Source organism: Nonomuraea sp. NPDC049649 (assembly GCF_040675175.1).
Lineage (GTDB): Bacteria > Actinomycetota > Actinomycetes > Streptosporangiales > Streptosporangiaceae > Nonomuraea.
In genome coordinates, this window is sequence record NZ_JBFAOH010000005.1 from 243883 (window position 1) to 258236 (window position 14354).

The 14354-nt window shown below is 73.2% G+C and carries 12 protein-coding genes and 1 pseudogene; 10 read left to right on the forward strand and 3 right to left on the reverse strand.

The window, feature by feature from the left end; translation table 11 throughout:
• The first annotated feature begins 43 nt into the window (after positions 1-43).
• Positions 44-829: a lysophospholipid acyltransferase family protein gene (locus AB0J42_RS09985; RefSeq protein ID WP_364290932.1), complete on the forward strand. Its 786-nt coding sequence runs from the start codon at positions 44-46 to the stop codon at positions 827-829.
• 306 nt (positions 830-1135) lie between these two features.
• Here the strand turns inward: AB0J42_RS09985 and AB0J42_RS09990 are convergent, their stop codons facing one another.
• From AB0J42_RS09990 to AB0J42_RS10000, 3 genes are read right to left on the reverse strand one after another with little or no spacing between them, the layout of a single operon-like run.
• Positions 1136-1945 (reverse strand): serine/threonine-protein kinase, encoded by an 810-nt coding sequence (locus AB0J42_RS09990; protein ID WP_364290934.1) that lies wholly within the window; start codon positions 1943-1945, stop codon positions 1136-1138.
• A gap of 56 nt (positions 1946-2001) precedes the next feature.
• A complete protein-coding gene (locus AB0J42_RS09995; protein WP_364290936.1) occupies positions 2002-2517 on the reverse strand; it encodes a hypothetical protein in 516 nt (171 codons plus the stop codon).
• Positions 2436-2795: a hypothetical protein gene (locus tag AB0J42_RS10000; RefSeq protein WP_364290938.1), complete on the reverse strand. Its 360-nt coding sequence runs from the start codon at positions 2793-2795 to the stop codon at positions 2436-2438. The genes AB0J42_RS09995 and AB0J42_RS10000 overlap by 82 nt, the downstream gene beginning before the upstream one ends.
• Positions 2796-2931: 136 nt before the next feature.
• Between AB0J42_RS10000 and AB0J42_RS10005 the strand changes: the two are divergent.
• The 9 genes and pseudogenes from AB0J42_RS10005 to AB0J42_RS10045 form a co-directional block, all read left to right on the forward strand.
• Positions 2932-3366 (forward strand): annotated as a pseudogene (locus AB0J42_RS10005) (winged helix-turn-helix domain-containing protein); the annotation flags it as partial.
• 33 nt (positions 3367-3399) lie between these two features.
• The gene (locus AB0J42_RS10010; protein ID WP_364290940.1) at positions 3400-4134 is read left to right on the forward strand and encodes a DUF4142 domain-containing protein; all 735 of its coding nucleotides are present in this window, start codon (positions 3400-3402) and stop codon (positions 4132-4134) included.
• Between the two features lie 71 nt (positions 4135-4205).
• Positions 4206-5096: a siderophore-interacting protein gene (locus AB0J42_RS10015; protein WP_364290942.1), complete on the forward strand. Its 891-nt coding sequence runs from the start codon at positions 4206-4208 to the stop codon at positions 5094-5096.
• 85 nt (positions 5097-5181) lie between these two features.
• The gene (locus AB0J42_RS10020; protein ID WP_364290944.1) at positions 5182-8373 is read left to right on the forward strand and encodes an HAD-IA family hydrolase; all 3192 of its coding nucleotides are present in this window, start codon (positions 5182-5184) and stop codon (positions 8371-8373) included.
• A 39-nt stretch (positions 8374-8412) separates the two neighbouring features.
• A complete protein-coding gene (locus AB0J42_RS10025; RefSeq protein WP_364290946.1) occupies positions 8413-9759 on the forward strand; it encodes a mannitol dehydrogenase family protein in 1347 nt (448 codons plus the stop codon).
• A 94-nt stretch (positions 9760-9853) separates the two neighbouring features.
• Positions 9854-10522, forward strand: a complete 669-nt coding sequence (locus tag AB0J42_RS10030; RefSeq protein ID WP_364290948.1) for a TetR/AcrR family transcriptional regulator — start codon at positions 9854-9856, stop codon at positions 10520-10522.
• Positions 10519-11031, forward strand: coding sequence for a 2Fe-2S iron-sulfur cluster-binding protein (locus AB0J42_RS10035; RefSeq protein ID WP_364290950.1), 513 nt, complete (start codon positions 10519-10521; stop codon positions 11029-11031). Before AB0J42_RS10030 ends, AB0J42_RS10035 begins: the two co-directional genes overlap by 4 nt.
• The gene (locus tag AB0J42_RS10040; protein ID WP_364290952.1) at positions 11028-12017 is read left to right on the forward strand and encodes a xanthine dehydrogenase family protein subunit M; all 990 of its coding nucleotides are present in this window, start codon (positions 11028-11030) and stop codon (positions 12015-12017) included. The genes AB0J42_RS10035 and AB0J42_RS10040 overlap by 4 nt, the downstream gene beginning before the upstream one ends.
• Positions 12014-14320, forward strand: a complete 2307-nt coding sequence (locus AB0J42_RS10045; protein ID WP_364290954.1) for a xanthine dehydrogenase family protein molybdopterin-binding subunit — start codon at positions 12014-12016, stop codon at positions 14318-14320. The genes AB0J42_RS10040 and AB0J42_RS10045 overlap by 4 nt, the downstream gene beginning before the upstream one ends.
• Positions 14321-14354 lie beyond the last annotated feature (34 nt).

The following is a 14354-nucleotide window of genomic DNA, read 5'->3' on the forward strand; positions in this document are numbered from 1 at the left end:
CCCCGTGAGGCAAGCACCGGGGGGAGTAGGCTACCGTCTGCACATGGCCGAGATCGTGTACCCGCCGGTGATCGCAGCCGCGCGGACGTTGTTTCGCGTGCTTGACTACCGCTTTCACCTGGAGGGCACCGAACACGTGCCGTCGACGGGCGGCGCCGTCCTGGTGAGCAACCACATCAGCTACCTCGACTTCATCTTCGCGGGCTACGCCGCGCTGCCCGCCAAGCGGCTGGTGCGGTTCATGGCCAAGCAGGACGTGTTCGAGCACCGGATCTCCGGGCCGCTGATGCGCGGCATGAAACACATCCCGGTCGACCGCGGCGCCGGCGCCAGCTCGTACGCGACCGCGCTGCGCATGCTGAAGGCGGGCGAAGTGGTCGGCGTGTTCGCCGAGGCCACCATCAGCCGGTCGTTCACCGTCAAGGACATCAAGAGCGGCGCGATCCGCATGGCGCAGGCCACCAAGGTGCCGGTGATCCCGGTCGCGCTCTGGGGCACCCAGCGGCTCTGGACCAAGGGCAGGGAGCGCCGCATCTTCCAGCGCCACGTCCCGATCACCATCCTGGTCGGCGAGCCCATGTACCCCAAGCGCGGCGAGGACGTCAACGAGCACACCGCCACCCTCCGCACCCGCCTCACCGACCTGGTCGACCGCGCCCAGCGCGACTACCCGGAGATCCCCGAGGGCGTCTGGTGGCAGCCCGCCCACCTCGGCGGCACCGCCCCCACCCCCGAAGAGGCGGCGGCCCTCGACGCCGCCGAAGCCGAGGCCCGCGCCGCCAAGAAAGCCGCCGAGGGCGGCACCCGCGAAGAAGCAGCCGGCGCCTAGCACCCGCCCCACGACTTGCCCGCTGGGATCAACCCGGCGGGCATTCTGCGCTCCGGCTCCACCCTCCGGGGATCGGCCCGGTTAGCGCTGCACTGCCCGGATCTGCCCGCGAGGTATCGGTCCCGCAGGAAGCCTGCGCGCCGCATCCGTCCTCCGGGAGTCGCCGACGGGGGACCACCCGTCTGGTGATCAGCCCGCGAGGGAGCCGTCGCGATCTCGTCCGCCGGAATCAGCCTCGCCCCGGCGGGCATCAGCACCGCCCGCCGGAAAGCCGTCGACAGCCGCCGCTCGTGAGCTGGAGCGCGGTCAGATGGCTGTCTGGTAGGCGCTGGCGCGCATGCCTGCCAGGACCATTTCCGTCTGCGACAAGGAGTAGCGGCGGGCCGGGTCGTGGTGGAGCAGGCCCTCGATCAGCGGGCGCAGCACTCCGGCGCGGCGGGGCGGCGGGAAGGGGCCGCTGCGGGCCATGCCGAGCACGGTCGCGGCGTCCTGGCCCGGGTAGGGCGGCTGGCCCTCGATGGCGCTGTAGAGCGTGGCGCCGAAGGACCACATGTCGGCCTCTTTTGTCGCCGGGCCGCCGTAGAGCCGCTCGGGGGCCATGAACGCGGGCGTGCCGCGCAGCCGCCGGGAGGTGGTGGTCTTGCGGATGTCGCCCTCAGCGGTCGCGATGCCGAAGTCGGTCAGCACGACCCGGTCGCCGGTCAGCATCACGTTGGCCGGTTTCACGTCGCGGTGGAGGACTCCCGCCTGGTGGGCGGTGCGCAGCGCGGCCAGCAGGTGACGGCCGATCGCGGCCACCGACTGCGCGGGGAGCGTGCCCACCTGGGAGAGCAACTGGTGCATGGAGAGCCCGTCGAGGTACTCCATCACGATCCAGAGCTTGCCGCCCTCCTCGATGAGGTCGTGGACCGTGACGATGTTCGGGTGTGTCAGCCGGGCCGCCATCCTGGCCTCGCGCAGCACACGCCGGCGCACCATCTCGGCCTCGCCGGTGAGCGTCAGCTCTTTGAGCGCCACCTCCCGGTGGAGCAGCCGATCGAACGCGCGCCAGACGACGCCCATGCCCCCACGACCGGCCTCCTCGTTCAGGAGGTACCGTCCGCCGATCTCCCGCATACCATCCCCTCATTGACAGGGGTAATCATGTCATCTCAGCGCACTCTTGTGGGTGCCTAACGTGATCCGGTTATGTCGGGAATGGTAACGCCGCTGGTCACCGGCGTGGAAATAGAAAACACGAGCCTTCCCACCCAGGCGACCGCGACCACCTGGACGGCCGTCGCCCCGAGGAAGACCGCGGGCAGCCCGGCCACCTCTCCGGCCAGCCCGCCGAGCGCCGCGCCCACCGGCATGCCACCCATTCCGAGCAGCCGGTAGGCGGCGTTGACCCGGCCCAGCAGCCCGCCGGGGATGATCCGCTGCCGGGTGCTGATCACGAGGACGTTCGACGCCGATCCGGCCACTCCCCAAGCGACCGCGGTCACGTACAGGAGCCAGGGCGCGGGCAGCATGAGGCCGTAGCCGCTCGGCGCCAGCCCCATCCGCGAGCCGTCGCCCACCACCCAGAGCACCAGCACGGCGAAGTACGCGGCACTACCCATGTTGATCAGCCCGGCCGACAGGGCCAGCGTCCGCAGGAAACGGTGCGACCACAGGTAACGCAGCGACTCGGCGATCTCCCCGGCCATCGGCCGCGGCGCCTCCCGCCTGGCCTGGAACCGGCCGCGCATGCCAGCAGAAGCACCCCGGCGACCCCGTACAAGATCCCCGGCGCGCCCAGCACGGCGGCGGGCAGGACCGTGACCAGCACGCCCGCCAGCGGCGCCCCGGCGAAGTCGTTGCCGAGCACCTGGGCGCCGACCACCCGCCCGTTGGCCCGCGTGAGGTCCTCGCCGGCCACCACCGTCGGCAGCACCGATTGGGCCGCGGTGTCGGCGGGCACCTCGGCCACGCAGGCGAGCAGCACGACGGCGAGCAGCAGCCCACGGCAGTGTCGCCGCGGCCCCGGTGAGCGCCACCAGGGCGGGGGCGCGGGTGAACGAGACCGCCAGTAGGGGCGCGCCGACCTTCAGCACGCCGTCGGCGAGGCCGCGCACCCCCTCCGGCCGAGGCTGTACGAGCTGCTGGAGGAGCGCGGCCCGGCCACCGCCACCCAGCTCGCCGCCCTGGTGGGGGAGAACACCGGCGCCACCAGCTACCACCTGCGTGAGCTGGCCAAGCACCGGATGATCGAGGTCGCGCAGGGGATGGGCCGGGGCAAGGAGAAGTACTGGCGGGTGGTGCCCGGCGGCTTCTCGTACGGCGAGAAGGACCGGGAGTCGGCCGAGGCGCTGGAGGTCCTACTGGACGACCTGGTCAGGCAGCGCGGGACGAGGTCCTGGAGGTGCTGGAGCGCTACCGCGCCCTGTCCGACGGGTGTGCCCCCGACGCGGCCTCCGGGCGTGTGGTGGTCCACTTCGACGTCCTGCCGTTGGGGGTGCGGGGGCAGGGCGAAGACGGGTGAACTCGCGCGGGCTCCGCCGCGTACCTCGGGGTGACCAGTACGAGGAACCGGAAGGGGATGACGGCCCGTGCGATCTCGTCAGGGACACCGCGGTCTCGCTCTCGCCGCCGCCTGTCTCGCCACCGTCGCCGCCATCACGGCCTGTACGGTCCCCACCGTGCCGCAGGCCCCCGACACGGCCCGGGTGGCCGAGGCGGAGCCGACGGACATTCCGGAAGAGCTGATGGCGCCCCCCGCGACGAGCCTGACCGGGGACGGCGACGACCAGGAGGAGGCGCAGCCCACCGGGCAGGCGGAGACCGGCGACAACGGGGAGACCCGGCAGACCAAGTGGGGCCCGCTCTCCGCGGCCGACCGGGATCTGATCAAGAAGGTCCGTCTCGCCACGCTCTGGGAGATGACGATCGCCCAGGAGGCGATCCAGCGGGGCAACAGCGCGCGCGTACGGGAGATCAGCCGGGAGATCTCCGAGCAGCACCACGACCTCGACAACCAGGCCCGCGACCTCGCCGGGAAGCTGGACGTGCGGCTGCCCGTGCGGCCGACCGAGGACCAGCAGAAGTGGATGGCCGACATCTCCGGCAGGTCGGGCCGCGACTACGACGTCACCTACGTGAAGTGGCTGCGGCTGGCGCACGGGCAGATCTTCGCCTTCATCGGCCAGGTGCGCGGCAGCACCCAGAACACGCTGGTGCGCAAGTTCGCGGAGGCCTGCAACGAGGCGGTGCTGAACCATCAGCGGCTGCTGGAGAGCACCGGCCTGGCCGGCCCGGAGGCATTCCCGGACCCTCCGGAGGTGTGACCCCGGGCTTCCCCCTCAGGGGAAGTCAGGTTAGCCTAACCTGACTAACTCTTGAGGAGGGAGAGCCCCCCGTGATCGAGCCCTACCGCATGTTCGGCGTCCGCGTCGGCAGGCTGGACCGGCTGAGCCCGTCGTTCCTGCGCGTCACGTTCACCGGCGACGACCTGGAGCACTTCGCCGACAACGGCTACGACCAGCGGATCAAGCTCATCCTGCCGGTGCCCTCCCACGGCCTGAGCCGGCTGCCCCGGGGCTCCGACTGGTACGGCCTGTGGCGGGCGATGCCCGGCGAGGACCGCAACCCGATGCGCACCTACACCGTCCGCCGCGCCCGCCCCGGGGCGCGCGAGCTGGACGTGGACATCGTGCTGCACGGCGACACCGGCCCCATGTCGCGCTGGGCGACCGAGGCCGAGGTGGGGGACGAGCTCGTCGTGATCGGCCCCGACGGGCGCTACGAGGGCCCGCCCTCCGGCCTGGAGTTCCGGCCCCCGCAGGGCACCGGCGCGGTGCTGATCGCCGGTGACGAGACCGCCGCCCCCGCCATCTGCTCGATCCTGGAGTGCCTGCCCGCAGGCGTCGAGGGCGAGGTCCTGGTGGAGGTCGCCACCCGGGGCGACTTCCTGCCCGTGGAGACCCGCAGCGCGGTCAAGGTCACCTGGCTGGCCCGGGACGGCGCGCCGCACGGCGCCCACCTCGTCCCGGCGGTGCGGGAGGCGGCCGACCGGCTGCTGCCCGCGCGGCAGGCGCCCGGCGACTTCGAGGACGTGGACGTCGACGCCGGAGCGCTGTGGGAGGTGCCGGAGGCGCCGTCCGGCCCGCTCTACGCCTGGCTGGCGGGCGAGGCCGCGGTGATCAAGACGCTCCGGCGGCACCTGGTCGCCGAGCGCGGCGTGGACCGGCGCGCGGTGGCGTTCATGGGCTACTGGCGGCTGGGCCGGTCGGAGGACTGGGCGGCCTAGAGTTTCCCCTGGTCGTTCCCCCTGCTGAGGGTTGCCCGCCCGCTGCCGGGGTAGCCGGTTCCGGACCGGCAGCGCGGGGGACGCCATGGACGGTTTCACACTCACGTACGACCGCTTCGATCCAGCGGCCGAGCAGCTGCGCGAGGCGATCACCTCCACCGGGAACGGCTACTTCTGCACCCGGGGCACGGCCGAGTGGGAGGACTTCGGCGAGGCCCACTACCCGGGCACCTACACCCACGGCGGGTACAACCGTGAGACCACGATCTTCGACGGCCACCCGGTGCTCAACGAGGACCTGGTCAACCTGCCGAACTGGCTGCCGCTGAAGCTGCGCATCGAGGGGGAGCCGGCGGTCCGGTTCGGCAACGTGGAGGTGCTCGCCTACCGGCACGACTACGACGCCCGCCTCGCGCTGGTCCAGCGGTACCTGCGCTTCCGCGACGCCGCCGGCCGCGTGTCGAGCCTGCTCAGCCGCCGGTTCGTCAGCATGGCGCACAGCCACCAGGCCGCCATCGAGTGGACGCTGACCCCGGAGAACTGGTCGGGCCGGGTCGAGGTCGTCACCGCGCTGGACGGCCGCATGACGAACCGGATCGTGGCCCGCTACAGCGAGCTGGAGGGCCGCCACCTCGACCCCGTGTCGCCGCGGACGTTCGGCCCCGAGGTGATCGCGCTCAAGGTGCGGACCCGGCAGTCCGACATCTCCATCGCGCAGGCGGCCCGCACCCGCGCCTTCCACGGCGACCGGCCCGTCGAGATCGGGCGGCAGCTGTACCAGCTGCCCGACTACATCCAGCAGGTGCTCACCTTCGACGTCGAGGAGGGCAGGCCCAGCCGGGTGGAGAAGCTCGTCGCGATGTTCACCTCGCACGACAACGCCATCACCGAGCCGCTGGCCGCCGCGGGCCGGCACGTGCTGCGCTACCCGGACTTCGCCGGCGCGCTGGAGCAGCACGAGTCGGCCTGGACCGAGCTGTGGGACAGCTGCGACGTGCGCCTGCCCCGCGAGCCGCGCGCGCAGCTGCTGCTGCGCCTGCACATCTCGCACGTGCTGCAGGTCTGCTCCCGGCACACCGCCCGGCACGACGCGGGGGTGCCCGCCCGCGGGCTCAACGGCGAGGCGTACCGCGGGCACGTCTTCTGGGACGAGATGTACGTGTATCCGTACCTCAACCTGCGCCTGCCCGAGATCACCCGGTCCCTGCTGCTCTACCGGCACCGGCGGCTGACCGAGGCCCGCGCCGCCGCGGCCGAGGCGGGCTACCGGGGCGCCATGTTCCCCTGGCAGAGCGGCAGCGACGGCACCGAGGAGACCCAGCAGGTGCACCTCAACCCGCTGTCCGGCCGCTGGGACCCGGACCTCAGCCACCACCAGCGGCACGTCAACGCGGCGATCTTCTACAACGTGTGGCGGTACTTCCAGGCCACCGACGACCTGGAGTTCCTGCGCGACTACGGGGCCGAGCTGATGCTGGAGATCGCCCGCTTCTGGGAGTCGGCGGCCCACCTCAACCCCGAGACCCGGCGGTACGAGATCCACGGCGTGATGGGCCCCGACGAGTTCCACGAGCAGTATCCCGGCACCGGCGAGCCCGGCCTGCGCAACAACGCCTACACCAACCTCATGGCCGCCTGGATCGCCGCCACCGCCCCCAAGGTCCTCGACCTGCTGCCCAGCAGCCGCGCCGCGATGATCCGCCGCCACCTCAAGGTGACCGACGAGGAGCTGGCCACCTGGGAGGACATGAGCCGCCGCATGTACGTGCCCTTCCACGACGGCGTCATCAGCCAGTTCGAGGGCTACGAGGACCTGGAGGAGCTCGACTGGCCCGGCTACCGCGCCCGCTACCACGACATCCAGCGCATGGACCGCATCCTCAGGGCCGAGGGCAAGGATCCGAACCGGTACAAGGTGTCCAAGCAGGCCGACGCGGTCATGCCGTTCTTCCTCTTCGACGAGCGGGAGCTCGGCGAACTGTTCGGCCGGCTCGGCTACGCCTGCGACGAGGACCTGGTCAGGCGGACGATCGCGTACTACGACGCGCGCACCACGCACGGCTCGACGCTCAGCTTCGTCACCTACGCCGGGGTGCTGGCGGGCATCGACCCGGACAGCTCGTGGGAGCGTTTCCTGGTGGCGCTGGAGAGCGACGTCGGCGATGTCCAGGGCGGCACCACCAAGGAGGGCATCCACATGGGCGTCATGTCCGGGACCCTCGACCTGCTCCAGCGCTGCTACGCCGGCACCAGCATCACCGGCGACGTGCTGCGGGTCTCGCCCCGCCTGGCCGACCGGCTCGACGGCCTCTCCTTCTGCATGCGCTTCCGCGGCACCACGCTCCGGCTCACCATCGAGGACGGCAAGCTCATCCTGGCCGCCCAGGCGGAGGGCTTCCGCGGCCCGCTGCACGCCGGGGTGGGCGACGACATCCGCGAGCTCAGCCCCGGCGGCACCTGCGTCTTCGCCATCCCCGCCCGGAAACGGAGCCGCACGGGATTCCGGGGGGCGATCTTCGACGTCGACGGCGTGCTCGTCGACTCGCCGCACCAGCGCGCCTGGAAGGCCGCGCTGCGCGAGCTGATGGAGGGGGAGTGGGCCGATGTCCGCGACCGGACCACCTGGTCGGACGGCCGGTTCACGCCCGAGGTCTACCAGCGGGTCCTGTCCGGCAAGCCGCGGATGAGCGGCGCGCTGGCCGCCCTGCGGCACTTCGGGGTCCCGGACGCCGAGCGCCGGGCCCAGAAGTACGCGGAGCACAAGCAGCGGCTGGTGATCCGGCTCATCGAGGCGGGGGAGTTCACCGCCTATCCCGACGCGCTCCGGTTCGCGCTGGCCGTCCGCGCGGCCGGCATCCCGGCCGCGGTGGCGTCCTCGTCGAAGAACGCGAACCTGTTCCTGAGCAGGATCCGGCTCGACACGTTCGCGGCCGAGCAGGGCCTGTCCTACGACTTCATCCGGCCCGGCGAGACGCTCGGCGAGCTCTTCGACGCCGACCTGTCCGGGCGCGACTTCGCGCACGGCAAGCCCGACCCGGAGATCTTCGTCACCGCCGCCGCCGAGCTGCACGTGCCGCCGGAGGACTGCTTCGTGGTCGAGGACGCCGTCAGCGGCGTCCAGGCCGCCAAGGCCGGCGGGATGGCGGGCCTCGGCGTGGCCCGGGGCGACGACGCGCGGATGCTCGCCGACGCGGACGCCGACCTCGTCGTCACCAGCCTCGACGAGGTGGACCTGCACGCCCTGGCGGCGCACCGGCTCGACCGGCGGCCCGCCTGACCGACCCGGCAACCAGCCGCATTCACGAAAGGTCGCACCATGAGCAGCGAACTGTCCCGCCGCGCCGGCGCGGCGCGTCCCGCGGCGCCCGTCCGGCTGATCCACCTGGGGCTCGGTGACTTCTTCCGCGCCCACCAGGCCTGGTACACCGAGCACGCGCCCGACGCGGAGGACTGGGGTTTCGCCGCCTTCGGCGGGCACGTCCTGCCGGAGCTGCTCGCCGCCCAGCAGGGCCTCTACACGCTCGTCACCAGGTCCTCCCACGGCGACGGGTTCGAGATCGTCGCCACCGTGTCGGAGGTGTTCCCCAGCGACGACCACGACGCCCTGCTGCGCCGCTTCCGCATGCCCGAGGTGGCCGCCGTCACCCTCACCGAGCCGGGCGCCCGCGACCACCCGGACCTGCGGGAGGACGTCGCCGCCCTGCGCGGCGACCCGTCCGCGCCGGTCCGCACCGCCTGCGGCCGGCTGATCGCCGGGCTCATGGCCCGCCGCCGCGCCGACGCCGGCCCGATCACGCTGGTGGCCTGCCACCACTCGACCGGCAACGGCGCCGCCGTCTCACGCCTGATGTACGAGCTGGCCGACCAGGTGAACCACGAGATGACCGGCTGGCTGGACGAGAACGTGTCCGTGGCACCCACCGTCGCCGACCGGGTCACCCCGCGCACCGGCCCGTCCGACCTGCGCGCCGTCGCCGAGGCCACCGGGCGCGACGACCGCGTCCCGGTCGTGGCCGAGCCGCACGCCGAGTGGGTGATCGGCGGCCGGTTCCCGGCGGGCCGGCCGCGCTGGGAGGACGCCGGGGCGCTGCTGACCGAGGACGTCACCCCGTACGAGCACCGCAAGCAGTGGCTGGTCAACGGCTCCTGCTCGCTGCTCGCCTACGCGGGCTCCATCCGCGAGCACACCACCCTGTCGGAGGCCATCGGCGACGACTCCTGCCGCGGCTGGCTGTCGCAGTGGTGGGCGGAGACCGGGCCGCACCTCGGCGAGGCCGCCGCCGGCCTCCAGACCTACTGCCAGGCGCTGCTGGAACGGTTCGACAACCCGCGCATCCGCCACCGGCTCGCCCACATCGCCGCGGACGGCTCGCGCAAGCTGCCGGAGCGGGTCTTCCCCGTGGTACGGGCCGAGCGCGCGGCGGGCCGGGTGCCGGAGGGGGCGGCGGTCATCCTGGCCGCCTGGGTCAGCCACCTGCGCGGCCACGGCGCCCCGGTCAGCGACCCGCGCGCGGCCGAGCTGACCGCGCTCGCGGCCGGGCCGCTGCCCGACGGCGTGCACCGCGCCCTGGACGCGCTCGACCCGGAGCTCGCCGCCGACGAAACGCTCGTGGCGGCGGTCTGCGACGCGGCCACCCGCTTCGACCACGCCAGGGTCGCCTGACCGGCGATCCTCAGGTTCCTCATTTCGACCATGCCAGGCGTCTGACTGACGATCCTCAGGTTCTTCACAGGTGAATGTTGTTAACCTCGGCCGAGTGATCATCAGGCGCCGGACCACCGGGCAGCACCACGGGCGTCTCCGCGACGCCCTGGAGGAAGCCGCCCTCGCGCTGGTCGCCGAGGGCGGCCCGCACGGCTTCACGCTGGCCGGGGCCTGCCGCCGGGCCGGGGTGAGCGTCGCCGCTCCGTACAAGCACTTCGCCGACCGCGACGCGCTGCTCGCCTCGCTGGCCGCCCGGAGCTTCGCGGAGCAGCGCCGCCGCTGCGCAGCGGCCCTCGCGGCGAGCGAGGACCCCCGCGAGCAGCTGGCCGCGGTCGCCGCCGCGTACGTGCGCTTCGCCGGCGAGGAGCGGGCGCTGTTCGAGATCGCCTTCAACGCGGGCCTGGACAAGACCCGCCACCCCGAGCTGGCCGCCGCCGCCCACGAGCTCATCGGGGTCCTGCTGCCGGTCGCGAGCCGCGCCGCCGGCGAGGAGGCCGCCTTCGACCTGCTCGTACGGGTCGCCTCCGCCGCCCACGGCCTGGCGCTCTTCCTGCAGCACGGCAGCCTCGGCGGCCACCGCGAACCCCTGTCCGTGACCGAGGACCGGGCGGCCCGCACCGCGCGGGCCCTCGTCGACCAGCAGCGGCGGCAGGGACCGCCGCCCGCGCACCCATCGGAGGACCACATGCTCAGCGACCAGACGAAGGACCCGGCCCGGTGACGGGGGAACAGGCGAACACCGTCGAGTTCGAGCTGCGGGTCAACGGCGAGGCCGTGACGCTCCGGCTCCCGCCGCAGGTCAGCCTGCTCGACGCGCTGCGCGAGCACCTCGGCCTGACCGGCACGAAGAAGGGCTGCGACCAGGGCGCCTGCGGGGCGTGCACGGTGCTCGCCGACGGCGAGCGGATCAACTCCTGCCTGACCCTGGCCGTGCAGTACGCCGGCCGCGAGATCACCACGATCGAGGGGATCACCGGCGAGCTGCCGCGGGCGTTCGTCCGCCACGACGGCTTCCAGTGCGGCTACTGCACCTCCGGCCAGATCTGCTCCGCCACCGGCATGCTGGCCGAGCACGCCGCCGGCATGCCCAGCGCGGTCACCGGACAGCACCCCGGCGAGCTCATCGACGCCGAGATCCGGGAGCGGATGAGCGGCAACCTCTGCCGCTGCGGCGCCTACAACGGCATCGTGGACGCCATCCGCGAGGTCGCCTCGGGGACGGCGTCATGAGGACCTTCTCGTACGTACGAGCGACCGACGTCCCCTCGGCCCTCAGCGCCATCGGGACGGGCACCGGCGCCAAGTTCATCGGCGGCGGCACCAACCTCGTCGACCTGATGCGCGAGGACATCGAGCGGCCGGACACCGTCGTCGACATCAGCGGCCTGCCGCTGACCGGCGTCGAGGAACTGCCCGGCGGCGGCGTCCGCATCGGCGCGCTGACCCGCAACAGCCACCTCGCGGCCCACCCGCTGATCAGGACCCGCTACCCGATGCTCTCCCAGGCGCTGCTCAGCGGCGCGTCGGCGCAGCTGCGGAACATGGCCACGGTGGGCGGCAACCTGATGCAGCGCACCCGCTGCGCCTACTTCTACGACCTGGCCGCCGCCTGCAACAAGCGCGAGCCGGGCAGCGGATGCGACGCGATCGGCGGGTTCCACCGCAACTCGGCCGTCCTGGGCGCGAGCGAGTCGTGCATCGCGACGAACCCGTCCGACATGAGCGTCGCGCTGGCCGCGCTCGACGCCGCCGTCGAGGCGGAGAGCGTGCGCGGGGTGCGCCGCATCCCGCTGGCCGACTTCCACCGGCTGCCGGGCGGCACCCCGCACCTGGAGACCGAGCTGGCCGCCGACGAGCTGATCACGGCGGTCGAGCTGCCCGCCCTGCCGCTCGCGGCGCGCTCGCGCTACCGCAAGGTCCGGGACCGCGCCTCCTACGCCTTCGCCCTGGTGTCCGTCGCCGCCGCGCTGGACGTACAGGACGGCGTGATCGCCGAGGCCCGGCTGGCGCTCGGCGGGGTCGCCGCCAAGCCGTGGCGGGCCCGCGAGGCCGAGCGGGTCCTGCTCGGCGCGCCCGCCGGAGAGAAGTCCTACGAGCGCGCGGCGGACGCCGAGCTCAGCGCCGCGGCCGGGACACCGGAGAACGGCTTCAAGGTCGAACTGGCCCGGCGCGCGATCGTCGCGACGCTGCGCGAGCTGGAAGGGAGCGGGGTATGACACAGATTTCTACCCACACTGTGATCCCGCCCAGGAGCACGACGTCGGAGCGCAGTGTCGGCAGGCCGGTCGACCGGGTGGACGGCACGGCCAAGACCACCGGAGAGGCCCGGTTCTCGGCCGAGTACCCCTACCCCGACCTCGCCCACGCCGCGCTGGTGCACGCGACCGTCGCCCGCGGCCGGATCACCGCCATCGACACGGCCGCCGCCTCCGCCGTCGAGGGCGTGCTCACCGTGCTCACCCACGAGAACGCGCCCGTGTTGAAGCCGCCGCCGTCGCCGAACCCGCTCAACCTGAGCAGCATGGTCTCCGGCACGTCGGTCAGCTACCTCAACACCGACGAGGTGCACTGGAACGGGCAGCCGGTCGCGGTCGTCGTCGCCGAGACCCCGCAGGCCGCGCGCCGCGCCGCGCTCCTCGTCCGGGTCACCTACGACTCGCTGCCCGCCACGCTCGACTTCGCGGCCGAGGAGGAGAACGCCCGGCCGCTCAAGGGCGACCTGCTCTCCCAGGCCGCCGCCAAGAAGGGAGACCCGGAGGCCGCACTGGCGGCGGCGCCCGTCTCGGTGGACCTGCGTTACACCACCCCGCCGTACCACCACAACGCGATCGAGCCGCACGCCACCACGGCGGCCTGGGACGGCGACCGGCTGACCGTCCACGACACCACGCAGAGCATCGACTGGGTGCGCAGGCACCTCGCGCTGCGGTTCGGCGTGCCCGTGGCGGGCGTCCGGGTGATCGCGCCGTACGTGGGCGGCGGCTTCGGCGGCAAGGGCCTGCTCTGGCCCGGCACCATCCTCGCCGTGATGGCCGCCCGGGCGACCGGCCGGCCGGTCCGGCTCGCGCTGACCCGCGAAGGCGTCTATCACACGGTCGGCGGGCGCACCCCGTCGGCGCAGCGGGTCGCGCTCGGCGCCGGCCCGGACGGCAGGATGACCGCCCTGATCCACACCAGCGTCTCCCGGGTGGCCCGGGTCGGCGGCCGGCCCGAACCCGTCACCGCGGTCTCCGGGCACCTGTACGACGCCGCCAACATCCGGCTCCAGCAGAACATCGTCGAGCTCGACCTGCTGTCCAACACGTTCATGCGCGCCCCCGGCGAGGCGATCGGCACCTTCGCTCTGGAGTCGGCCGTCGACGAGCTGGCCTGTGAGCTCGGCATCGACCCGATCGAGCTGCGGATGCGCAACGAGCCCGCCCGCAACCCCATCGACGGCAAACGGTTCGCGCGCCGCCTGCTCCGCGAGGCGTACGCGCTCGGCGCGGAACGGTTCGGCTGGTCGGAGCGGACGCCGCAGCCGGGGTCGATGCGGGACGGCCGCTGGCTCGTCGGCATGGGCGTCGCCTCCGCCTACCACCCGCCCCTCCAGCTCGACGCCCACCTCACCCTGCGGCTGTCGGTCGACGGCACCGTGGTGGTGCGCTGCGGCTTCCAGGAGATGGGGATGGGCGGGGCGACCGCGACGGCGCAGATCGCCGCCGACGCGCTCGGCGTGCCGCTCTCGTCCGTACGGGTGGAGTACGGAGACTCGGCGCTGCCCGTCGCCCCGATGGCCGGCGGGGCCACCCAGACCGCGAGCGTGGCCGCCGCCCTGCTGACCGCGGCGGAGAAGCTGAAGAAGTCCCTGCTCGCCCTGGCCGGGCGGTCGGGGGAGTCGCCGCTGCGGGGGCAGCGCCTCGACCGGCTCGAAGCCCGCGACGGCGGGCTCTACCGGGCCGACCGGCAGGGGGAGACGTACACCGGCATCCTCAGCCGGGCCGGGCGGCCCTCCGTCGAGGTCGCCGTCGGGTCAGACAGCGGGCTGGGCGCGGCGGCCGGGCAGGTCCGGTTCATGGCCAGGTTCCTGCGCGACCGGCGGCGCTGGGTCAAGGCCGCGCTCGGGGCGCACTTCTGCGAGGTACGGGTCGACAGGGACACCGGTGAGGTGCGCGTCTCCCGCTGGGTCGGCGCCTTCGACGTCGGCACCGTGATCAACCCGAAGACCGCGGGCAGCCAGCTCCGCGGCGGCATCGTCATGGGGATCGGCATGGCGCTGAGCGAGCAGACGCTCGTCGACCCCCGCACCGGGCGGATCATGAACCCGAGCCTGTCGGAGTACCACCTCCCGGTGCACGCCGACATCCCGCCGATCGACGTCTGCTACCTGAACGAGCCCGACCCGACCATGCCGCTGGGCCTGATGGGGCTGGGCGAGGTCGGCATCACCGGCGCCGCCGCCGCGCTCGCCAACGCCGTCCACCACGCCACCGGCAAACGCGTCCGCGACCTCCCCATCACCCTGGACAAACTCCTTTGAACCCCGCGCCCCCGGCCCCTACAGGAGGCCGGGG

Bases quoted from the DNA above. Each gene is read 5' to 3' on its own strand.
- AB0J42_RS09985 (WP_364290932.1), top strand. From the start codon at position 44: ATGGCCGAGATCGTGTACCCGCCGGTGATCGCAGCCGCGCGGACGTTG.
- AB0J42_RS09990 (WP_364290934.1), bottom strand. From the start codon at position 1,945: ATGCGGGAGATCGGCGGACGGTACCTCCTGAACGAGGAGGCCGGTCGT.
- AB0J42_RS09995 (WP_364290936.1), bottom strand. From the start codon at position 2,517: ATGGCCGGGGAGATCGCCGAGTCGCTGCGTTACCTGTGGTCGCACCGT.
- AB0J42_RS10020 (WP_364290944.1), top strand. From the start codon at position 5,182: ATGGACGGTTTCACACTCACGTACGACCGCTTCGATCCAGCGGCCGAG.
- AB0J42_RS10025 (WP_364290946.1), top strand. From the start codon at position 8,413: ATGAGCAGCGAACTGTCCCGCCGCGCCGGCGCGGCGCGTCCCGCGGCG.
- AB0J42_RS10040 (WP_364290952.1), top strand. From the start codon at position 11,028: ATGAGGACCTTCTCGTACGTACGAGCGACCGACGTCCCCTCGGCCCTC.
- AB0J42_RS10045 (WP_364290954.1), top strand. From the start codon at position 12,014: ATGACACAGATTTCTACCCACACTGTGATCCCGCCCAGGAGCACGACG.